This window comes from Cryobacterium mannosilyticum, assembly GCF_004402705.1.
Taxonomy (GTDB): Bacteria; Actinomycetota; Actinomycetes; order Actinomycetales; family Microbacteriaceae; genus Cryobacterium; species Cryobacterium mannosilyticum.
In genome coordinates this window covers 1-21,795 of the sequence record NZ_SOFM01000011.1, presented here as the reverse complement: position 1 = coordinate 21,795, position 21,795 = coordinate 1, and the positions used below count along the sequence as shown (strand labels likewise).

Below are 21,795 nucleotides of genomic sequence, written 5' to 3'. Positions count from 1 at the left end.
GGCTCAGTCCAGTCCGAGCCGGTCCAGGGTCGCCCGGAGGGTGTCGGCCGAGTGCTGGAACAGGGTCTGCTCAGAGTCGGAGAACGGCACCTCGATCACCCGGGACACGCCATCGGCGTTGACCACGGTCGGCACCGACAGCGCCACCTTGCTCACGCCGCGGTACCCGGTCAGCACCGAGCTGACCGGAAGCACGGCGCCCTCGTCACGCAGCACCGCCTCCACGATTCGGGCCCCGGAGAGACCGATCGCGTAGTTGGTGGCACCCTTTCCGGCGATGACCCGGTACGCCGCGGTCTTGACGTCCTCGGTGATGGCCTCGAACTCGGCCTCCGAGAACTTCGCGCGCCCGTTCGTGACGGGTGAGATATCGTCCGCCACCCACTGGGCGAGCGAGATCGGGCCGACCCTGGCCTGGGACCAGAGCGGGAACTCCGAGTCGCCGTGCTCACCGACGATCACGGCGTGCACGTTCGCGATCGCGACGTCGACCCGGTGGGCGAGCAACCAGCGCAGCCGTGAGGAGTCGAGCACGGTTCCGGAGCCGAAGACGCGGGCCGACGGAAGCCCGCTGAAGTGCAGGGCCGCGTAGGTGAGAATGTCGCAGGGGTTGGTGACGATCATGAACACGGCATCCGGGGCGCGCTCGACGAGCTTGGGCATCAGTTCGCGCAGGATTCCCACGTTGACCCCGGCCATATCGAGGCGGGACTGGCCCGGATGCTGCCGGGCGCCGGCCGTGATCACGACCATGTTGGCGCCCGCGATCGCGTCCAGGTCCGACCCGCCCGACACGCAGGATGCGCCGGTGAACTGGGTGCCGTGGGCGAGGTCGAGCACCTCGGCCTCGACCTTGGCCTCGTTGATGTCGTAGAGCACAACCTCGCGCGCGGACTGGCGGATCAGGGAGGCGTAGGCGAGGGAGGTGCCCACGGCACCCGCCCCGATGATGGCCAGCTTGGAATTCTCGATTGCGCTCATGTTCCTATCCTCCCCCCTCGGCCCGGCATCCATGTTCCGAACTACTCCGGGATGCGACACCCGGGTGCGACACACGGGGGTGCGACTCGCGGGACGGGCGAGGGGCTCAGCGCCGGAGGAAGGCGAGCACCGCGAGCACCCGGCGGTGGTCCGAGCCGGAGTCGTCGAGCTGCAGCTTCTGGAAGATCGAGGTGACGTTCTTCTCCACCGCGCCGACCCCGATCACGAGGGCGGAGGCGATGCCCACGTTCGTGCGGCCCTCGGCCATCAGTGCGAGCACGTCGCGTTCCCGCGGGGTGAGCGCCGCGAGCGGGTCGGTGCGGCGACCCAGCAGCTCGCGCACCACCTGCGGGTCGAGCACGGTGCCGCCGGCGCTGATCCGGGTGAGCGCGTCGGTGAGGTCGTCCAGCGACGCCACCCGGTCCTTGAGCAGGTAGCCCATGCCGCCCTCCCCGGCCGCGAGCAGCTCATGGGCGTAGGTGCCCTCCACGTATTGGCTGAGCAGCAGGATGCCCACCGACGGCAGCCTTCGCCGCAGCTCCAGCGCTGCACGCACCCCCTCGTCGCGGAAGGTGGGCGGCATCCGCACATCGAGCACGGCGATGTCCGGCCGCAACGCGTCGACCTCGGCGAGCAGCGCGTCGGCGTCGCCGTAGGACGCGACGGTCACGAAGCCGGCCTCATCGAAGAGCCGGATCAGCCCCTCCCGGAGCAGGAGCGAATCCTCGGCCAGCACCAGTCGCAAGGGGGCGGCCGCCGGTGCGGCATCCGTCACGCTCGCAGACTGGGTCACCTGTTCAGGATAGGGCGATCGAGCTGGGCGCGGTGTCGGTGAGGGGGATATGAGCCCCCACCGCGGTCGGACCACCCGCCGGGCTGTCGATCGACAGCACCCCGCGCAGGCCGCGGAGGCGCTCGTCGAGACCGCGCAGGCCGTGCGCCTCGGTCGGGACCGCGCCGCCCACGCCGTCATCGATCACCCAGAGGTCCAGCCAGGTGGTGTCGTCGTCCGGCACCCGGCGGAGCGCCAGGTGCAGCCGGATGCCGGTGGCCCCGGAATGCTTGGCGGCGTTGGTGAGCAGTTCGGACGCGGCGAAGTACGCGCTGCGTTCGATCTCGGATGGCAGCCGCAGCGCCGGGTCGACGGTCAGTTCGAGTTGCACGGGGATGGTGCTTCGGGCGGCGAGCGATTCGAGGCCGGCGATCAGGCCGCGGTCCTGGAGGATCGGGGGGACCAGGCCGCGGGACAACGCGCGCAGCTCCTCGAGGGTGTCGTGCGCCTGCTGCCTGGCCTCGGCGAGCAGCCCGCGCGCGGCCGCCGGGTCGGTCTCGAGCTTGCGCTCGGCGCTGGCCAGGTCCATCTGCAGGCGCACCAGGCGTTGCTGGGGTCCGTCGTGGATGTCGCGCTCGAGCCGGCGGAGCGACCGGTCCTCCGCGGAGACGGCGGCCCCCCGAGACGCGCTCAGGTCGGCGACCTCCCGCTGGAGAGCCTCGGAGCGCCACGCGCCGAGCAAGCCCCGGGCGATGAACTGGTGCATCGCGGTGAATCCCCGGGTGATGAAGGGCAGGGTGGCCAGGAAGGCCGCACCCAGGATGAGCTGGAACAGGCTCTCAGCGACGAACGGGTCGATGGCCGGCGGGTTGCCCTGCAGCATCCAGTCGGTCACGAGCGTGGAGAGCGGCACCCTGACCCCGTTGCCGTTCTCCAGGAACCGGCCCCAGAACCAGTAGCTGATCCCGCCCAGCCCGACCGACAGCCAGACCACGGTGACGATCCAGCTGACCAGTCCCGCGATGAAGTTCACGACCATGCCGTGCAACAGGTAGAGCCAGTAGTGCCCGTTGACGAGCGGGCCGAGCACCGTGCGGAGCGGCGTTGCCGGTTCGCCGGCCGGGTCCCAGCGTGGCGGCGTGATCGGGTTCTGCCCGGCCCAGCGCAGCCGGGCAAGCTCGAACATGCCGAACCCCCGGGCGATGTAGAGGGCCAGCACGACGATGAACAGGCCGACGAAGATGGCGATCATGCCGGCACCCGTGAAGAACACGGTGCTGAGCAGGGAGAGCCCGACCACGGCGATGGGCAGCGTCGGCAGCAGGAAGCCGAGCTCCCGCGGCACCCGGCGCCACAGCGCCCGATAGCCGCCCCGCCGCACAGCAGGGTCCTGCACGGTGTTCTCCCTCCGGTCGTCGATCGTCGCGGATGTTGTTGTTTCTGTGGTGCTCATGTTCTTCCTCCAGCCAGTGTGCCTGCATCCAGCCTTCCCGGTGGGCCGTCTCGGCGGCATCCGGCTGGCAACCGGATCGCCTCGGGGGAAAACCCCCGCACGCGGGCGTCCCTGAGGCACACGGCCAGGGCTGTCGGCGGGGCTATCGGGTCAGGATCGAAGGGTCAGGGCTGGAGGGTGTTGTGCGTGAACCTTCCGGCGATCAGGGTGGCGGCCACGGGCATGACCCGGAGGTCGGCGACGGATGCGACGAACGGGTCGGTCTCGCAGACCACCAGGTCGGCCACGTCGCCGATCGAGATCCCGTGCCGGCCGCGGGCGGATGCGGCGAGCGCGGCCTGCCTGGAGATCGCCTGCCCCGGCTGCCACGGCTCACGTCCTCCCCGGGTGCGCCCGACCGCCGCCGCGATGGTCACCCAGGGATCCAGTGGCGCGACGGGGGCGTCACTGCCGAGAGCCAGGGTGGCGCCCGCGTCGAGCAGGGACTTCAGCACGAAGGCCCGTCCCGTGCGGCCGGCCCAGTAGCGGTCGGCGACGTCCCGGTCGTCGAGGGCATGCTCGGGCTGCACGCTGGCGACGACGCCGAGGGCCGCGAACCGGGCCACATCCTCGGCGCGGAGCAGTTGGGCGTGTTCGATGCTCCCCGCGCAGCCGACCTCGGCGAAGGCGTCGAGGGCCAGGGCGTTGGCCCGGTCGCCGATCGCGTGCACGGCGGGGCGGATGCCGCCCGCCGCCGCCCGGCGCATCAGGCCGACGAGCCGGTCCTGGGGCACGGTGAGCAGCCCGTGCGCACCGGGTTGGCCCGCCAGCCCCGGATACTCGTCGAAACAGTACGCGGTGCGGGTGTTGAGCGACCCGTCCGTGATGACCTTGAACGGCCCCATCACGCCCAGTCCGCCGGTGCGCTCGAGCACGGCTCCTGAGCGAAGGCCGAGCGTGATGGCCTGCTCCAGGTGCTGGCTGTAGACGCTGGTCTCGACCCTCAGCGTGTCGGTCCCGGCCGCGATCCGGCGTTGCCAGTCACCGGGGTTCCAGGCCATCTCCATCTCCACGATGCCGACCACGCCGCGGGCGGCCGCGGCGCGCGCCGCCGTGTCGACCCAGCCGTCCATCACCGTGTCCGGCACGGTGCCGAGGGCATTGACGACGGCGAAGGCGTCGTCCTCGCGCAGCAGCCCGGTGGGGTGGTCGGGGAAGCCGTGGGCGGCGAGCGCCGCGGAGTTCAGCCAGCAACTGTGCAGGTCGCCGCTGACGAGCACGACGGGGAGGTCGCCGGAGGCGGCGTCGAGCACGGCCCGGCCGGGGGCATCCGGCCAGAGGCCGTCGCGGAAACCGAAGCCGACGAGGGTCTCCCCCGTCAGTGTCTCCCCGGCCCGTTCGCGAACGAGCCCGGCCGCCTCGGTCGCACTGGCCGTGGCGGACAGGTCGAGGCGGCGGGCGGTCTGCGCCCACTGGCTGAAATGCACGTGGTTGTCCCACAGGCCGGGGATCAGCCAGCGCTCGCCGAGGTCGACGCTCTCCTGCCCGGGAGCCGTCCTGCCCTGGTACCCGATCTGACGGATCACCCCGTCGGTGACCGTGACGTCGACCCGTCCGTCACTGCCGGGCAGGCGTGCGTTGCGCAGAGTGAGCGAGAGCCCGGTCACGACCGGTCGCCCGGTGAGTCGGTCCGGCCGTGCACCCGGCGCATCTCGGCGGCAAGGGTCGGGCTGGCATAGGGCCCGGAGCCTTCCAGTTCGGTCAGGATCCGGGCGACGGTCTCGACGGGCCTGTTCTGGCTGAGCTTGCTCTTGGCAACCACCCGGGTCACCCGCAGCCGGAAGCCGACCGTGCCGGCCGAGATCCGGGCGGCGTAGGCGGCATTCTCGGCGGTGCCGTTCAACCGCCGGGGATCGGGCATCCGGTCTTCGAAGTGGTCGACGAGCCGGTCGAGCACGGCGAGGTTCTCGGCGGCGCCGAGAAGTTCGGGGGTGCCGTAGAGGTGGGCGGTGATGAAGTTCCAGGTGGGGACGGCCGGTGACGCGTCGTACCAGCCGGGCGAGATGTAACCGTGGGGCCCCTGGATCACCACCAGCAGTTCGTGCCGGCCGAGCTCGTGCAGCTGCTCGTCCGGCCGGCCGACATGGCTCAGCAGTACGATCTCGTCGCTGTCCTCGTCGAGCACGACCGGGTAGTGCGAGGCGACGAGTTCCCCGTCGGAGGTGTGGCTGATCATGGTCGCCCACGGGTTCTCCCGCACCAGGCGCCTGATCTCGGCCGGGTCGTCCAGCGCGAATGAGGGATTGTGTCTCATCGGTCGAGGTTCCTGTCTCTGGGCATGGTTCAGGCCTGGCAGCGCGGGCAGAAGTACAGCTTGCGGGCACCCATCTCGGCGAGGGTGATGTGGGTGCCGCAGATCCGGCAGGGCAGACCCTCGCGTTTGTAGACCCAGTGCCGGTCGGCGCGGTTCTTCATGGCCAGCCGCCACTCGTCACCGTCGAGGTCGTCCATGGTCATCATCTGACCGGTCTCCACCCCGATCTTCAGCAGGTGCGCCCAGTCCCGCCACAGGTCGCGCACGGTGTCTTCCGGGAGCGACTTCCCCGGGGCGTACGGGTTCACCTGGGCCCGGAAGAGCAGCTCGGCGCGGTAGACATTGCCGATGCCGCTGACGACGGACTGGTCCATCAGGAGCAGACCGATGGGGGTGGGCTTGCGCCGCACCACGGCGGTGAACCGGTCCTCCGCGGCCGTGCTGTCGTCGAGTTGCGGGTCCGGTCCGGCCTTGTCGATCACGGCCTGCACCTGCGCCGGGTCGAGCACCTCGCACGCCGTCGGCCCGCGCAGGTCGGCCGACACCGTGTCGGTGAGCAGGCGCACTCGCACCTGGCCGACCGGCTCCGGTGGGAAGGTGCCCGGCTGGTCGATCTCCTTCTCCTGCTCGGCCATTCGCACCCGGGTGCGCCGCGGCGCGCCGATGCTGTGCATCGAGTTCTCCCCCGCGGAATCCAGCACCGCCGCATCCAGCACGGCGGAGTCCACGTCGGTTCCGCGCTGGCTGGTCTGGCCCATCCGGCCGTTCGCGGACGCGATCGTCGCATCCATCAGGATGTCCCCGGCGAAGTCCCACGCGCCGTACATGCCCAGGTGCACCCGCAGCCACAGCCCGTGGTCGAACTCGAGGAACATCTGCTTGCCCACGGCGCGGGCATCCGTCATCACATGGCCGTCGAGCAGCGCGGCGCCCGCGGCGAAACGTCCCTGCGGCGAGGAGAGGTGCACCCTCCGGCCGACGAAATTGCGGGCGAACTGGCGGGCGATGCGGTGTACGGAGTGGCCCTCGGGCACGCTAGCGCACGATGTCTTCGCCGACGATGTTCTTGCCGACGATGTCGCGGGTCGCCTCGTACTCTGCGAGCTGGCGGATGCGACGCAGGTGCCGTTCGTCGGCCGGGAACGGCTCGGCGATGAACGCGTCGATGAAGGTGATCGCCTCGTCGATGGTGTGCTGCCTGGCCCCGATCGAGATGACGTTCGCGTTGTTGTGCTCGCGGGCAAGCCTGGCCGTGTTGAGGCTCCAGACCAGGGCCGCCCGGGCCCCGACGACCTTGTTGGCCGCCATCTGCTCACCGTTGCCCGAGCCGCCGAAGACCACGCCGAGCGCCTCGATGCCCGCGGCCTGGTCGTTGACGACGGCCTGGGCCGCGTTGATGCAGAACGACGGGTAGTCGTCCAGGGCGTCGTAGGTTTGCGGGCCGTGGTCGATGACGTCGTGGCCGGCCTCGGTGAGATGCTCGAACAGGTGGCGGCTGAAATCGAGCCCGGCGTGATCGGTGGCGATGTAGATGCGCATGACACGAGTCTATTTAGTCCGGCACCGTTCAGCGTCGGTCGCCCACGCGTGCCTAGTCGAAGATGGGGCCGACCGTGCGGGTGCGCTTCATCTCGAAGAAACCGTCGTAGCCGGCCACTGCGACAACGCCGTCCCAGAGCGCAAGCGCCTGGTCGCCCTTGGGCGCCGGGGACACCACGGGGCCGAAGAAGGCCACATCGTTGACCGCGATCACCGGGGTGCCCACGTCCTGGCCGACCCGGTTCATCCCGTCGAAGTGACTGGCCCGCATCTGCTCGTCATAATGGGTGCTGTCGGCCCAGGCCGCGAAGGAGGCGGGTAGCCCGACCTCGGCCAGTGCGGCAGGGATGACCTCATCGGGCTCGATGCTGCCGCCCGGGTGAATTCGGGTGCCCAGCGCGTCGTAGAGCGCCTTGACGGTCTTCTGGCCGTGCAGCTCCTGCGCGGCCTGCACCAGGCGGGTGTATTTCAGCGCCCGCGGGAAGAAGGAACGGTACTCCTCACTGACCTCGTTGTCCTCGTTGAGCACGGCAAGGCTCATCACGCACCAGGTCACGTCGAAACCGCGCAATTCGGCGACCTCTCCCACCCAGCGGGATGTCATCCACGCCCAGGGACAGGAGGGGTCGAACCAGAACTTCACGGAGTCAGCCATGGCCACCAGCCTAGGTGCCGAATACCCCCCGAATGCCCGGCACCACCCTTGTGTAAACCCCTGTCCAGGGGCCCTATCTCCGGCAGAAATTCGGGTTGACGGCGTTTTTGCGCTAAAATTGCTAGTTATGCCCGAGAACGGGCCCCTTTACTTCACCTGTACATGACCTCCACGAGAGAAGCCAAAATGCCGAGAGACCCCAGCATGACCGACCTGAAAAAGGGCGTCAAAAACGCCTCCGGGAAGATCAAGAATCCACTCCTGAAGCGCCGCTTAAAGGTGTCCCACGTCAACGTGGTCGACCAGTCCCGCCTGAAGAAGGCACTCGGCGGAACCATCGTCGGTAACACCATGGAATGGTACGACGTCGGAGTGTTCGGCTACCTGATCACGACGATGGGCCCGGTGTTCCTCCCCGAGGCGGACAAGACCGTTCAGACGCTCTTCCTGCTCGGCACCTTCGCTGCGACCTTCATCGCCCGCCCGCTCGGTGGAGTCTTCTTCGGCTGGCTGGGAGACAAGATCGGCCGCCAGAGGGTCCTGTCGATGACCCTGATCCTGATGGCGGCATCCACCTTCGCGGTGGGCCTGCTGCCCAGCTACGCCATGGTCGGCATGCTCGCCGCCGCGCTCCTCGTCTTCACCAAGCTCGTGCAGGGCTTCTCCACCGGCGGTGAGTACGCCGGCGCCACCACCTTCGTCAGCGAGCACTCGCCCGACAAGCACCGCGGTTTCTTCGCGAGCCTGCTCGACATGGGCAGCTATCTCGGTTTCGCCATCGGTGCCGCGCTCGTGTCCGTGCTTCAGGTCACGCTCGGACAGCCGGTCATGGAGGACTGGGGCTGGAGAATCCCGTTCCTCATCGCCGGACCTCTCGGCCTGATCGCGATCTGGTTCCGACTGAAGATCGAGGAATCCCCCACCTTCCAGGCGTCCCTGGATGCCAAGGAACTGGCCGCCACGGACCCGTCGTTCACCGACGAGTCCAGCACCTCGAACGGTCCGGTCAGCACGTTCAAGGCGCACTGGCGCGGCATCATCGTCGCCATGATCCTCGTCGCCGCGGCCAACAGCCTGGGCTACGCCCTGACCTCGTACATGCCGACATACCTGACCGCGACCAAGGGGTACGACGAGCTCCACGGCACCCTGCTGACGATCCCGATCCTGGTGATCATGTCCCTGTGCATCCCGCTGGCCGGACGCCTCTCCGACAAGATCGGCCGCCGTCCCGTGCTCTGGATGGGGTCGGCGACGGCCATCGTGCTGTCCGTCCCCGCCTTCATGCTGATCGGCGTCGGCGAGATCTGGTCGACTCTGCTCGGCCTGGCCCTGATCGCCCTGCCCGTCACGTTCTACGTCTCCAACCTCGCCTCGGCCCTGCCGGCGCTGTTCCCGACCGAAAGCCGCTACGGTGCGATGGGCATCGCGTACAACTTCTCCGTCGCCATTTTCGGCGGCACCACGCCGTTCATCATTGCGGCGCTGATCGCGGGCACCGGCGATGACATGATGCCGGCGTACTACCTGATGGGAACATCCGTCGTCGGCGGAATCGCGATCTTCTTCATGCGGGAGACCGCGGGCCTGCCGCTGCTCGGGTCGATGCCGAGCGTCGACTCGGTCTTCGAGGCCCGTGAACTCGTCGCCACCCAGGACGACAACCCCGACCTGAACACCGACGAGATGCCGTTCGACCACACCTATGAGCCGCCGACCTCGTCGATTGAGCTTCCGGTGCTGGACGACCAGCCGGAGCCACTCAAGGTCTAGCCCGACTTTCTCCACCATTTGTTGCCCGAACGGACAACTGTCGCCGCCACACCGGCAACTGTTGTCCGGCCGGGCAACAGTTGGTTCGGGAGAGGATCGTAGACTTGACGGATGAGCACCGCGCCTTCGACCGAGCCCGCACCCTCGACGGAGGCAGCACCCACCATCGACCCCGCCGAGATGGCGATCGCACTGCGCGTGCTCGCCTCGCTGAGCGAGATCGACCCCGAAGACCCCGACTTCGTCACCGTGCGACAGGCCACCGCCAAGATGTTCAAGTCGGTGAAGATCGCCCGGCGCGGCGAGAAGCGCCAGGCCATCGCGGACGCCGACCGTGAGGTGATCGCCGCGACCGCCACGGGCGCCCCCACCCGCATCGACGACGAGACCATCGGCGCCCAGCTGCGCCTCGGCACGGACCGGGCGTCCGCGGGCGAGTTGCTCGTTCCCCGGGCCTGCTACATCTGCAAGCAGAAGTACACCCTCGTCGACGCCTTCTACCACCAGCTCTGCCCGGCCTGCGCGGCGATGAGTCACGCGAAACGGGATGCCCGCACCGACCTGACCGGCAAGCGCGCCCTGCTCACCGGTGGCCGCGCGAAGATCGGCATGTACATCGCCCTGCGCCTGCTGCGCGACGGCGCCCACACCACCATCACCACCCGGTTCCCGCGCGACGCGGTGCGCCGGTTCAGTGCCATGCCGGATTCGTCCGAGTGGCTGCACCGGTTGCGTATCGTCGGGATCGACCTGCGCGACCCGGCCCAGGTGATCGGCCTGGCCGACTCCGTTGCCGCGGCCGGCCCGCTCGACATCCTGATCAACAACGCGGCGCAGACCGTGCGTCGCTCCCCCGGCTCCTACTCGATGCTGGTCGAGGCCGAGTCGTCGCCGCTTCCCGAGGGCAGCATCCCCGAGATCGTCAGCTTCGGCCACACCAATGACGCGCACCCGACGGCCCTGGCGGCGTCCGTGACCAGCCACCCGATCCTGGCCGCCGCGGCCGCCGGCACGGCCTCGTCCGTGCTGACCGCCGACGACCTCACCGCCCTGGCCCTCGCCCCGGGCTCGTCGTCGCTCGAACGCCTCGCCGCCGGCACCGCCATCGACGCCGGCGGGCTCGTCCCCGACCTGCATGAGGCGAACAGCTGGACCGCGAACGTCGAGGACGTCGACCCGCTCGAGATGCTCGAGGTGCAGCTGTGCAACACCACTGCGCCGTTCGTGCTGGTGAGCCGCCTGCGTGCGTCGATGGCCGCATCCGGCGCCCGGCGCACCTACATCGTCAACGTGTCCGCGATGGAGGGCGTGTTCGGCCGCGGGTACAAGGGCCCCGGCCACCCGCACACCAACATGGCCAAGGCCGCGCTGAACATGCTCACCCGCACCAGCGCGAAAGAGATGCTCTCCGACCGCATCCTGATGACGAGCGTCGACACGGGCTGGATCACCGACGAACGCCCCCACCCCACCAAGGTGCGCCTCGCCGAGGAGGGGTTCCACGCCCCGCTCGACCTCGTCGACGGTGCGGCGCGCGTCTACGACCCGATCGTGCGCGGCGAGGCCGGCGAAGACCTCTACGGTGTCTTCCTCAAGGACTACAAGCCCGCCACCTGGTGAAACCGGCCGGGCGGCATCCGATCGGCTTTGGTGGCCGGATGCTCCCCTTGTGTGATTAGCGACCGGTTCGGCTTCGACCACCCGGTTCCTTCACTCGCGCCCGGCGCGCACATTCTTCGGAGTTTCGTCCATGCCCTCCTCTTCCTCAGTACCCATTCCGCCGTCACGGCCCCTCGACGCCGCCCGGCCGGGTTACGCCGCCGTGCTCACGACACCCGGGGTTCCTTTCGTCTTCGCTAGCGCCCTCGCCGGCCGCTTCGCGTATGCGCTCGTCGGCCTGCCGATGCTCATCGCGGTCGAAACAGCCACCGGGTCTTACGCGGTTGCCGGGTCCGCCATGGGCGTTTACGGGGCCACCGCCGGCTTCCTGGCGCCGCTGCGGGCCCGGCTGATCGACCGGTTCGGCCGCCGACGGATGCTGCTCACGCTCTCACTCTCTTTCGCCGCGTCCCTCGGCCTGCTCGCCCTCGCGACCGGGGCCGGCGACTCGGCCTGGTGGAGCATCGCGCTGGCCGGCGTCGTCGGCGCCGTCGCGCCGCCGCTCGGACCGATCATGCGTGTGCTCTGGGCGGCTCTCCTGCCGGCCCCCGGACTCCTCCGGAAGGCCCTCAGCCTCGATGCCGTGCTGGAGGAGGTGCTCTACCTGGCCGGCCCGGTGCTCGCGGGGGCGATCCTGCTCTGGATCTCCCCCAGCACGGCCCTGCTCATTCCCGCGGCCCTGATCGTGGTCGGGACCGCGCTGATGGTCTCCTCCCCGGCCATGCTGCCCGGCCAGGCCCCGGCCGAGGCCGACGGGCGCACGCCGGGCGATGCTCTTCTGACCGACCCGCGCTTCGCAGCCCTGCTGCTGCCCGTACTCGCGGCCGGGGTCCTCGTCGGCACCGTCTACATCGCGGTCCCAGCCTGGATTGGCGCCACCGCTCCGGGCGGCGCGACCGGCCATGCCGGTTCGACCGCCGAGGCGGGAATCGTGCTCGCTCTCTTCGCCGCCGGCAGCGCGGTCGGCGGGCTCGTCTACGGCGCCCTGCGGATCCGGTCGTCGGCACGACGACAGTTGTTCGTCATCGCCGCTCTCTTCGCGGCCGGGATCGCCGCCGCCGGACTGGCCACGTCGACGCTGGCGCTTGGCGTCCTGATCGCGCTGGCCGGGCTCTGCCTGTCGCCGATCATGATCGTGGCCTACGTCGGTGCGAGTGACTTCGGCCGCGGCGGGCGGGAGATCGAGGCGACGACCTGGGTCAATACGGCGCACAACGTCGGGGCCGCGGCCGGAAGCGCCCTGGCCGGGGTGCTCGTCGAGGCGGCAGGCGCGGGCGCCGCGTTCTTGGGCGCGGCCGTCGTCGGGGCCGTGCTCCTGATTCTGGCCGGGGTCGCCCGGTGGGTCACGCCCGAGGCGTCCTCCGACCGGCGGGCCGCCACCCGCGTGCACGGCGCGCCCAAGCGACAGGTCCGTTAGGTTCTCATCCCAACTGTGACTAGTTTGGGGGGTCAGTGCTCGTTTGCGGTCTCCACGCCCTGCCGACAGGCTGCTCGCTCCCGACCCGGATGAGGTCAAACGGACCTGCGCAACGCTGTGCGTGCCGCCGACTGCCGATGACGACCGGAACGGAACCACCGGATGACCGAGACGCCCACGCCGACCAGGGAGCTGTCGCTGCGCGACATGCTGGCCTCCCTCGCCCCGAGCGAACCACCGCTCGCCCGGCGTCCGCGGGCGCACGTGAGCGCCCACCCGGTCGCCGCGAGTCCGCTCTATGACGAGGTCGAGTCCCGCCTGGACACCATCGCCGAGCATGAGAGCCTCGCCCTCGTGGCCACCGCCCTGGTGGAGCACCAGACCCGGATGGCACGGCTGCGGCGCATTCCAGCGGATGCGCGCAGCACCCCCGCAGCACCTGCCGAGGCGCCCCACGCGCACCGCACCGCCATCGACCTCTGGGTGATGGTGTTCGGCGACGAGGACTGCACGCACTACACGGGCGAGGCGCTGCACCGCCGCACCCTGGTCGATGCCGTGCCCCGCGCCGGAGAATTCTTCTCCCCCGGCCAATTGAGTCGATTCGACACGCTGCGGCCGGTGGTGGAACGCGTCGAGCACGCGCCCTTCCCGGAGAACTGCGCCATACCGACGGTCCTGGTCGTGGTGCATGTGGCAGCACTGGCCGAATCGGGCGAGCGCCGACTGGAACGACAGCGAGAGCTGCGCAAGGAGGGGTGGGACATCGCCCTTCCCCAAACCCAGGTGGCAGCGCCCGGAGCCTAGCCTCCGCCCGAATCCCCGAACGGCACGACCCCGCCACTGCACGATGCAACGAAACGGAAAGCCGACGATGACCGAAATCTCCACAGAACTCAGGGAAGCTCTCCTCCGTGAAATGCGCAGCACGCTTCGCGCCACCACCGAGCGGATTGTGCCGCGGGAACGGCCGGTGCTCGTGCTCGAACTCGGCAGCCCGGTCTACGACGAGGTGGAGACGCTCCTCGGAAGCGGCGCAGGGCGGGCACGCCGCGGCGATCATGCGATCACCCCGGACGCCCGCGCGGTGCTGATCGTGGAGCCCGTTCACCCGGTGTACGACGAGGTGGAGTTCCTGATCGGCAACGACGCCGAGCGGGTCAGCCTCGGTGCAGTGGCGACGGCGATGTTCGAATACCAGGCCGGCGCGATCACCCGGGGTCAGGTCGCTGAACGCTCTCCCGCGGTCGCTGGGCGCACGGTGCACTCGGTCACGAAGAACCGCACCGCGATCGACGTGCGACTGCTGGTCTTCGGCGACGACGCCTGCACGGAGTTCACCGGCGAAGCACTGCACCGGCGCACGCTCGTCGACGCCGTTCCGCGGGCCGGCGAGAGCTTCGTCCCCGGGCAACTGACGGGGTTCTCCGCCCAACGGACCGTGGTGCACCACGTCGAGCATGCCCCGTTCGCGCACTATTCCGACGAGCCCACCGTCGGGGTGGTGTTGCACCTCGCCGCCGTGGCGGAATCGGACTCCTGGCGCCGCGAACGCCAGGGCAGGCTGCGCGCCGACGGCTGGCAGGCGCTCCCCGCGCGGACCTGATCGCATCCGATGCGAAGGACCGAGTGCCCAGGGTGCCCCACAGGTAGTCGGCGCAACCCATCCCGTGGGCGGACCCCGGCGGCCGCGCCGGCCGCCGGGACCGGCCTCAGCTCACCCGCACCACGATCTTGCCGCGGGTGTGGCCCTCCATGCTCAGGCGGAAGGCATCCGCGGCCTCCTCGAGCGGGAACGACCGGGCCACCTCGACCGTGAGGGTTCCGGCCTCGACCAGGGCGGCGACCGCCCGAAGGTCGGCGGCCACGGGGCTCACCCACATCCAGGTGCCGCCGTGCTGCTCGACCGTGCCGTCGGCGATGGAGGCGTGCCGGCCGCCGGGAGCGAGCACGGCGAGCGTGGTCTCGAGCACGCCACCGACGAAATCGGCGACGACATCGACGCCGCCGGGAGCGGCCGCGAGCACCCGCTCGGTGAGGCCGTCGCCGTAGCGCACCGGCTCAGCGCCGAGCGCGCTCAGGAAAGCGTGGTTCGCCTCGGAGGCCGTGGCGATCACCCGGGCGCCGCGGGCGACGGCGATCTGGATCGCGAGCAGTCCGACGCCGCCGGCACCGCCGTGGATCAGGACGGTGTCCTCGGCGCCCACGCCCAGGCGGGTCAGCACCTGGTAGGCGGTGAGCCCGGCCAGCGGCAGCCCGGCCGCCTGCTCCCAGCCCAGCGACGCCGGCTTGCGGGCCAGGATGCGCTCTGGAAGCGCGACGAACTCGGCGAACGTCCCACCCTGCACGTAGTCCTTCCGGCCGTAGGCGATGACTTCGTCACCGACGGCGAACTCCGGCGAGTCGATCCCCACCGATTCCACGACGCCCGCGACGTCCCAGCCGGGGATCGCCGGGAACTGGATGTCCATCATCGGGTCCAGATAACCGGCCATGACCTTCCAGTCCACCGGGTTGACCGCCGCCGCCTTGACCCGCACCAGCACCATGCCAGGAGCGACCTTGGGCATCGGCTGATCGGTGAGTTCGAGGACATCGGGGCTGCCGTAGCGCGCATAGGTTATTGCTTTCATCTCCGGGCCAACCCCCGCCCGGCCGCTCCTATTCCGTTCCCGGCGTGTCCCGGGATGCACCGGACCGGGCTCCTGCCCGCGTTTTCCCTGCCTCCGCCGCAATAGTGGCTAGGCTTAACCGTCGTGCGTCCGGAGCCAGAAGCCCCGGTCGAAACTGAGATGGAGAATAAGTTGCCTGGAGAAAACCTCACCCGGATCGAAGCCCAGGAGCGTGCGGCGCTCATTGCCGTGCGGAGCTACGCGGTAGCCCTCGACCTCACCACCGGTGCGGAGACGTTCGGCAGCACGACGACAGTGGAGTTCTCGGCCACGCCCGGCGCGTCCACCTTCATCGACGCGATCACCAGCGCAGTGCACTCGGTGACCCTCAACGGGGTCGCCCTCGACCCTGCAGCCGTCAGCGACGGCATCCGGATCCAGCTCGACGGCCTCGCCGCCGAGAACACCCTCACGGTCGTCTCCGACGCCGTCTACACGAACACCGGCGAGGGCCTGCACCGCTTCGTCGACCCGGTCGACAACGAGGTCTACCTCTACAGCCAGTTCGAGGTGCCGGACTCCCGCCGCGTCTTCGCCGTGTTCGAGCAGCCCGACCTCAAGGCGACGTTCGCCTTCACGGTCACCGCGCCCCGGGCCTGGGAAGTCATCTCCAACTCCGTCACGCCCGTCCCGACGGATGCCGGCAACGGCGCGCAGACCTGGGTCTTCCCGCCCACCCACACCATCTCCAGCTACATCACGGCCCTCGTCGCCGGCCCGTACTCCGTTGTGCGCAGCGAACTGACCTCGAGCGACGGACGCACGATCCCCCTCGGTCTGTTCAGCCGGAAGAGCCTGTTCCAGTACCTCGATGCGGACTATCTGTTCGAGAAGACCCGCCAGGGCTTCACCTACTTCGAGGAGAAGTTCAACTACCCGTACCCGTTCGACAAGTACGACCAGATGTTCGTGCCGGAGTTCAACGCCGGCGCGATGGAGAACGCCGGCGCGGTCACCTTCACCGAGACCTACGTCTTCCGCTCGAAGGTCACCGACGCCATCAAGGAGCGTCGCGTGGTCACCGTGCTGCACGAGCTGGCGCACATGTGGTTCGGCGACCTGGTCACCATGAAGTGGTGGAATGACCTGTGGTTGAACGAATCGTTCGCCGAATGGGCGTCGACCATGGCCACCGCCGAGGCCACCGAGTGGACCGAGGCGTGGACCACCTTCGCCGTGATGGAGAAGAGCTGGGCCTACAAGCAGGACCAGCTCCCGTCGACGCACCCCATCACGGCCACCATCACCGACCTCGAAGACGTGCAGGTCAACTTCGACGGCATCACCTACGCCAAGGGCGGCTCGGTGCTCAAGCAGCTCGTGGCCTGGGTCGGCAGGGACGCGTTCTTCGCCGGCGTTGCCTCCTACTTCGCCAAGCACGAGTGGGGCAACACCGAACTGAATGACCTGATGGTCGAGCTCGAGGCCTCCAGCGGCCGCGACCTCACCGAGTGGACGAAACTCTGGCTCGAAACGGCGGGCGTGAACACGCTCCGCCCCGAGGTCACGGTCGATCCGGCCGGAACCATCACCGGCTTCACCGTTCTGCAGACCGCCGCAGCGGACTACCCCACGATCCGCCCGCACCGCCTGGCGATCGGCTTCTACGACCTCGCCGACGGCTCCCTCGTGCGCACCCGCCGGGTCGAGATCGACGTCGACGGGCCGAGAACGGATGTCGCCGAGCTCGTCGGACTGGCCCGTCCCGCCCTCGTCCTGCTCAACGACGACGACCTCGCCTACGCGAAGATCCGCCTCGACGCCGCGTCGCAGGACGTCGCCCTCGAGAACCTGTCCTCGATCGAGAGCCCGCTCGCCCGGGCGATCGTCTGGGGCGCCGTCTGGGACGCGACCCGCGACGCAGAGACGGCACCACGCGACTTCATCAGCCTCGTGCTGGGCAACGTCGCCACCGAAACCGAGTCGACCACGCTGCGCACCGTGCTCGGCCAGGTCGTGCTCGCCGCGACCCACTATGTCGCCGAGGAGTTCCGCGCGAACACGGTCACCGAGGTCGGCGACGCCCTCTGGTCCCTCGCCCGGCACGCCGAACCCGGCACCGACGCCCAGTTCCAGTTCGTCAAGTTCTTCGCCTCGGTCGCCTCCACCGGCAGCCACCTGGCTTCGGTCGCGGCGCTCCTGGACGGCTCCACACCGCTGGACGGTCTCACGATCGACACCGACCTGGCCTGGGAGCTGCTGATCGCCCTCGTCGCCGGCGGCAAGGCCGGCACGGCCGAGATCGACGCTGCCCTGGCCCGTGACAACACCGCGACGGGCGCCCAGTCGGCCGCCCAGGCGCGCGCGGCCATCCCGACGCCGGAGGGCAAGCAGGCTGCCTGGTCGTCGCTGATCGACGTCGACACCGCGCCGAACACGATCGTGCGCGTGACCGCGGCCGGGTTCCTCCGGGCCAACGACACCACGCTGCTCGAGCCGTTCGTGGACCGGTACTTCGCCATGCTGCAGTCGGTGTGGGAATCGCGCAGCTTCTCGATCGCGGAGAAGCTGATCCTGGGCCTGTACCCGTCCCCGCTGGCCGACCAGGCCCTGGCCGATGCGACCCGCGCCTGGCTCGACGCCAACCCGGAGCCGCTCGCCCTGCGCCGCCTGGTGATCGAGAACCTGGCCGGGGTGGAGCGCGCCCTCGCCGCCCAGGCGCGGGACGCGGTCTAACCGGCCCGGAGCATCCGTCTGGAACGCCTCACGGCCCTCGCCGCCGCCCGCACCGGGCGCACGGCGGGGGTTTTGGGTATCCCGTCCCGCGTTGTCGGCGAGGGTCCCAGCCTCTGCCCGGCGGCTCTCGGTAGACTGGTCGCAATATGAATTTCGACGCAATCTGGCTTGAACTCACCCAATTCTTCACCGTCGATCTGTGGCTCAAGGTCATCAACATCGCCGCAATCGTCATCGGAGCCTTCCTGCTGCGCTGGGGGCTGCACTTCGTGATCGACCGGGTCGTGGGGCAGATCGTCTCCGGCGTGAAGAAGACCCAGAACGTGATGGACACCCAGGCGCTGAGCGTCTCCCCGGTGGCCGCCGTGCGCGTGGTGCAGCGCACCCGCACGCTCGGCTCGGTGCTCACCAACATCGTCAACGTCACCCTGCTGATCGTCTCCGTGCTGCTGATCGTGAACATCGTCAACACGGACATCCTCGGTTCCTTCGCCCTGCTTACGGCCGCGCTCGGCGCCGGGCTCGGCTTCGGCGCGCAGAACATCGTCAAGGACATCCTCAACGGCCTGTTCATGGTCGTGGAGGACCAGCTCGGCGTCGGCGACATCGTCGACGTCGGCTTCGCCTCCGGCGTCGTCGAGACGGTCGGCATCCGAGTCACCCAGGTGCGCGACGTCGACGGCACCCTGTGGTTCGTGCGCAACGGCGAGATCCTCCGTGTCGGCAACATGTCCCAGGGCTGGGCCAGGGTGATCATCGACCTCGCCATCCCGTACGCCTCCGATGTGGAGGCTGTGCAGGCCGAGCTGCTCCGGGTGGCCAGGGCGCTCGCCTCCAGCCGCAAGTGGCGCCCCGTCATCCTGGAGAAGCCCGAGGTGTGGGGACTCGAGTCGATCTCGGCCGAGGCCCTCGTCGTGCGCCTCGTGGTGAAGACCCGGGTCTCGGCCAAGTGGGACTTCGCCCGCGACCTCCGCCTGCACCTCAAGAAGGCGCTCGACGGGCTGGGCATCGGGCTGACCCCGCTGAACAGCGTCGTGATGACCGGACCGGACGGCTCCGTGAACGCCGCCGCACTCCCGGGCACCGATGAACCGTCCGACGCCGCCGCCGAGGCCGCCGCCGCCGTTCCCGATGCGATCACCGGCCCGTTCACCGGGCCGGTGCAGGTGCGGAAGAAATCCCGACTCCCCCGCGCCCCGCGCAAGGGCCGCGTCGTGGCCACGGAATCCGCGACGGATGCCGCCGAGCACCCGGCAGACACGACATCCGGCGGCAGCGCCCCAGCCCAGGAGCCGGCAGGGAAGCCGGCCGGGAACGCTGCAGTGAAACCCGCCGACACGCCGGCCGGGAAGCCCGCGAAGTCCGCCGCCGAGCTGGACGCCGAACACCCCACCCCGAGCTCGCCGAAGTCGGCACCAGATCCGGAGATCCGCGATGACGCCTGAGTCCACCCCCACGCCCGCGCCCGCGCCCACGCCCACGCCCACGCCCGCGCCCATGCCGGCATCCGCCCCGGCCGCGGCGGCCGCCGCCACTCCGTCTCGCGTGCATCTGCGTGACGGCGAGAACGGCGCCGCGATCGGTGCCTCGTTCTACGAACAGGTCGGCGGACGGCCGTTCTTCGCGAGGCTCGTCGCCGAGTTCTACCGCGGGGTCGCCACCGACCCGGTCCTGAAGCCGATGTACCCCGAGGCCGACCTCGGTCCGGCCGAGGAACGCCTGACCATGTTCCTTGAGCAGTACTGGGGCGGGCCGGGCACCTACAGTGAGCAGCGTGGCCACCCGCGGCTGCGCCAGCGACACCAGCCGTTCAAGGTGAACCCGGAGGCACGCGACCGCTGGCTCGCGCACATGCGGGAGGCCGTGGACAGCGCCGACCTGCCGCCGCTGCAGCGGGAGACCCTCTGGGACTACCTGGAACGGGCCGCCCACGCCATGCTGAACACGTTCGACGAGTAGCCGCCCCTGTCGAATTCGACGGAGATTTTCGTGTTCCGGAGCTCAACAGGGCCATTTTGAGCCGATTCCGGCAAAATGTCCGTCGAACTTGACGAGTGAGAGTGAGCCACGATGAGCGCCGTCCCCCCGTCCAGCAGTTCGGCCGAGGCCGACGCCATCGTCGTGGGGGCCGGCCTGGCCGGCCTCGTCGCGACGGCCGAACTGGTTGCCGCCGGCAAACGGGTGATCCTGGTCGAGCAGGAACCGGCGTCCTCGCTCGGCGGCCAGGCCTGGTGGTCGTTCGGCGGGCTCTTCCTGGTCGACTCCCCTGAGCAGCGCCGCCTGGGCGTGCACGACTCGGCCGCGCTGGCCCGGCAGGACTGGTTCGGCAGCGCCGGTTTCGACCGAGACGAGGACTACTGGCCCAGGCGGTGGGCGGAGGCGTACCTCGACTTCGCGGCCGGGGAGAAGCGCGCCTGGCTGCACGAGCGGGGCATCCGGTTCTTCCCGGTCGTCGGCTGGGCCGAACGGGGCGGCTACACGGCGCTCGAGCACGGCAACTCGGTGCCGCGGTTCCACATCGTCTGGGGCACCGGGCCTGCCCTGCTCGCCCCGTTCATCGCCCGGGTGCGGGCGGGCGTGGCCTCCGGGCACGTCACGGCGCTGCACCGGCACCAGGTCGACGAGCTCGTCGTCACCGGCGGGACCGTGACCGGGGTGCGCGGCGGCGTGCTCGCGCCGAGCCCTGCCGCCCGCGGCGCGGCGAGTTCCCGCGACCGGGTCGGCGAGTTCGAGCTGGCGGCCTCGGCCGTGATCGTGACAAGCGGCGGCATCGGCGGCAACCACGACCTCGTGCGCGCCCAGTGGCCGTCCCGGCTGGGCGCCGCCCCGGAGCACCTGCTCTCCGGCGTTCCCGCGCACGTCGACGGCCGGATGCTCGGCATCAGTGAGCGGGCCGGCGCCCGGCTGATCAACGGCGACCGGATGTGGCACTACACCGAGGGAATCGAGAACTGGGATCCGGTCTGGGCGGCCCACGGCATCCGGATCCTGCCCGGTCCGTCGTCGCTCTGGCTCGACGCGACCGGCAAACGGCTGCCCGCGCCGCTGTTCCCCGGCTTCGACACCCTCGGCACTCTCGAGCACATCCGCGGCACCGGCCACGACCACAGCTGGTTCGTGCTCACCCAGAAGATCATCGAGAAGGAGTTCGCCCTCTCCGGCAGCGAGCAGAACCCCGACCTGACGGGGAAGGACCTCGCCCTGCTCGCCAAACGGGTCACCCCCGGGGCGCCCGGCCCGGTGGAGGCGTTCAAGGCGAAGGGCGCCGATTTCGTCGTCGCAGGCACCCTGCACGAACTGCTGGCCGGCATGCAGCGCCGCTCACCGGAGGTGCGCCTCGATTTCGCCCGGATCGAACGGGAGATCCGGGCCCGCGACCGGGAGCTGGACAACGACTTCACGAAGGATGCCCAGATCACCGCGATCAGGCAGGCCAGGCACTACCGCGGCGACCGGCTCATCCGCGTGGCGAGCCCGCACAAACTGCTCGACCCGAAGAACGGGCCGCTGATCGCCGTCAAGCTGCACATCCTCACCCGGAAGAGCCTCGGCGGCATCGAGACCGACCTGTTCGCTCGCGCGCTCGGTCCCGATGGGCAACCCGTGCCCGGCCTGTACGCGGCCGGGGAAGCCAGCGGCTTCGGCGGAGGCGGCATGCACGGTTACCGCTCGCTCGAGGGCACGTTCCTCGGCGGCTGCCTGTTCTCGGGCCGCACCGCGGGCCGCGCGGTCGCCGCGGCGCTCTAGGTCCGCCCCGCCCCGCCCGACCGCAGCCTCATGGCGCACCTTCGGGCAGCGGGCGCACAGTAGAGAGCCTGTTGCTTTATGGGGCTGCCCACCGGCAGGGCGTGTCGTTCCTGGGCGTGTTTGAGGGGTCTGAGAAAATGGTTCATGGCCCTTCATTA

General features: G+C 69.8%; 18 protein-coding genes. 9 read left to right on the top strand and 9 right to left on the bottom strand.

Features of this window, described 5'->3' with window-relative positions:
- Positions 1 to 3: 3 nt before the first annotated feature.
- From E3O32_RS05195 to E3O32_RS05160, 8 genes are all read right to left on the bottom strand, one after another.
- Entirely contained in the window at positions 4 to 981 is a 978-nt protein-coding gene (locus tag E3O32_RS05195; protein ID WP_134507469.1) for an L-lactate dehydrogenase, read from the bottom strand.
- A gap of 106 nt (positions 982 to 1,087) precedes the next feature.
- Complete coding sequence (locus tag E3O32_RS05190; protein WP_166790779.1) at positions 1,088 to 1,774, bottom strand: response regulator; 687 nt, start codon at positions 1,772 to 1,774, stop codon at positions 1,088 to 1,090.
- Between the two features lie 4 nt (positions 1,775 to 1,778).
- Positions 1,779 to 3,206, bottom strand: a complete 1,428-nt coding sequence (locus E3O32_RS05185; protein ID WP_134507468.1) for a sensor histidine kinase — start codon at positions 3,204 to 3,206, stop codon at positions 1,779 to 1,781.
- Between the two features lie 164 nt (positions 3,207 to 3,370).
- Positions 3,371 to 4,852 carry an amidohydrolase gene (locus E3O32_RS05180; RefSeq protein WP_134507467.1) on the bottom strand — a complete coding sequence of 494 codons (1,482 nt, stop codon included), beginning with the start codon at positions 4,850 to 4,852 and terminating at the stop codon, positions 3,371 to 3,373.
- Positions 4,849 to 5,499: an FMN-binding negative transcriptional regulator gene (locus E3O32_RS05175; RefSeq protein ID WP_134507466.1), complete on the bottom strand. Its 651-nt coding sequence runs from the start codon at positions 5,497 to 5,499 to the stop codon at positions 4,849 to 4,851. The genes E3O32_RS05180 and E3O32_RS05175 overlap by 4 nt, the downstream gene beginning before the upstream one ends.
- A 29-nt stretch (positions 5,500 to 5,528) precedes the next feature.
- A complete protein-coding gene (locus E3O32_RS05170) occupies positions 5,529 to 6,533 on the bottom strand; it encodes an Fpg/Nei family DNA glycosylase (RefSeq protein ID WP_134507465.1) in 1,005 nt (334 codons plus the stop codon).
- Position 6,534: 1 nt separating this feature from the next.
- Complete coding sequence (locus tag E3O32_RS05165; RefSeq protein WP_134507464.1) at positions 6,535 to 7,038, bottom strand: ribose-5-phosphate isomerase; 504 nt, start codon at positions 7,036 to 7,038, stop codon at positions 6,535 to 6,537.
- A gap of 52 nt (positions 7,039 to 7,090) precedes the next feature.
- Positions 7,091 to 7,693 carry a mycothiol-dependent nitroreductase Rv2466c family protein gene (locus tag E3O32_RS05160; RefSeq protein ID WP_134507463.1) on the bottom strand — a complete coding sequence of 201 codons (603 nt, stop codon included), beginning with the start codon at positions 7,691 to 7,693 and terminating at the stop codon, positions 7,091 to 7,093.
- Positions 7,694 to 7,879: 186 nt separating this feature from the next.
- Here E3O32_RS05160 and E3O32_RS05155 point away from each other — a divergent pair, with 186 nt between their 5' ends.
- From E3O32_RS05155 to E3O32_RS05135, 5 genes are all read left to right on the top strand, one after another.
- Entirely contained in the window at positions 7,880 to 9,466 is a 1,587-nt protein-coding gene (locus E3O32_RS05155; protein ID WP_134507462.1) for an MFS transporter, read from the top strand.
- A gap of 111 nt (positions 9,467 to 9,577) precedes the next feature.
- Positions 9,578 to 11,086 (top strand): SDR family NAD(P)-dependent oxidoreductase, encoded by a 1,509-nt coding sequence (locus E3O32_RS05150; RefSeq protein ID WP_134507461.1) that lies wholly within the window; start codon positions 9,578 to 9,580, stop codon positions 11,084 to 11,086.
- Positions 11,087 to 11,216: 130 nt separating this feature from the next.
- Complete coding sequence (locus E3O32_RS05145; RefSeq protein WP_134507460.1) at positions 11,217 to 12,542, top strand: MFS transporter; 1,326 nt, start codon at positions 11,217 to 11,219, stop codon at positions 12,540 to 12,542.
- Between the two features lie 162 nt (positions 12,543 to 12,704).
- Positions 12,705 to 13,349, top strand: a complete 645-nt coding sequence (locus E3O32_RS05140; RefSeq protein WP_134507459.1) for a hypothetical protein — start codon at positions 12,705 to 12,707, stop codon at positions 13,347 to 13,349.
- Between the two features lie 112 nt (positions 13,350 to 13,461).
- Positions 13,462 to 14,148, top strand: a complete 687-nt coding sequence (locus E3O32_RS05135; RefSeq protein ID WP_134507458.1) for a hypothetical protein — start codon at positions 13,462 to 13,464, stop codon at positions 14,146 to 14,148.
- A gap of 106 nt (positions 14,149 to 14,254) precedes the next feature.
- Here E3O32_RS05135 and E3O32_RS05130 read toward each other — a convergent pair whose 3' ends face one another.
- A complete protein-coding gene (locus E3O32_RS05130) occupies positions 14,255 to 15,175 on the bottom strand; it encodes an NADP-dependent oxidoreductase (protein WP_134507457.1) in 921 nt (306 codons plus the stop codon).
- Between the two features lie 171 nt (positions 15,176 to 15,346).
- Between E3O32_RS05130 and pepN the strand changes: the two genes are divergently transcribed.
- From pepN to E3O32_RS05105, 4 genes are all read left to right on the top strand, one after another.
- Positions 15,347 to 17,890 carry an aminopeptidase N gene (gene pepN, locus E3O32_RS05125; protein ID WP_134507456.1) on the top strand — a complete coding sequence of 848 codons (2,544 nt, stop codon included), beginning with the start codon at positions 15,347 to 15,349 and terminating at the stop codon, positions 17,888 to 17,890.
- A gap of 146 nt (positions 17,891 to 18,036) precedes the next feature.
- On the top strand, positions 18,037 to 19,335 hold the full coding sequence (locus tag E3O32_RS05120) for a mechanosensitive ion channel family protein (RefSeq protein ID WP_134507455.1): 1,299 nt from the start codon (positions 18,037 to 18,039) through the stop codon (positions 19,333 to 19,335).
- 52 nt (positions 19,336 to 19,387) lie between these two features.
- Positions 19,388 to 19,849 (top strand): globin, encoded by a 462-nt coding sequence (locus E3O32_RS05110; protein WP_134507526.1) that lies wholly within the window; start codon positions 19,388 to 19,390, stop codon positions 19,847 to 19,849.
- 111 nt (positions 19,850 to 19,960) lie between these two features.
- Positions 19,961 to 21,637, top strand: coding sequence for an FAD-binding dehydrogenase (locus E3O32_RS05105; protein ID WP_134507454.1), 1,677 nt, complete (start codon positions 19,961 to 19,963; stop codon positions 21,635 to 21,637).
- Positions 21,638 to 21,795 lie beyond the last annotated feature (158 nt).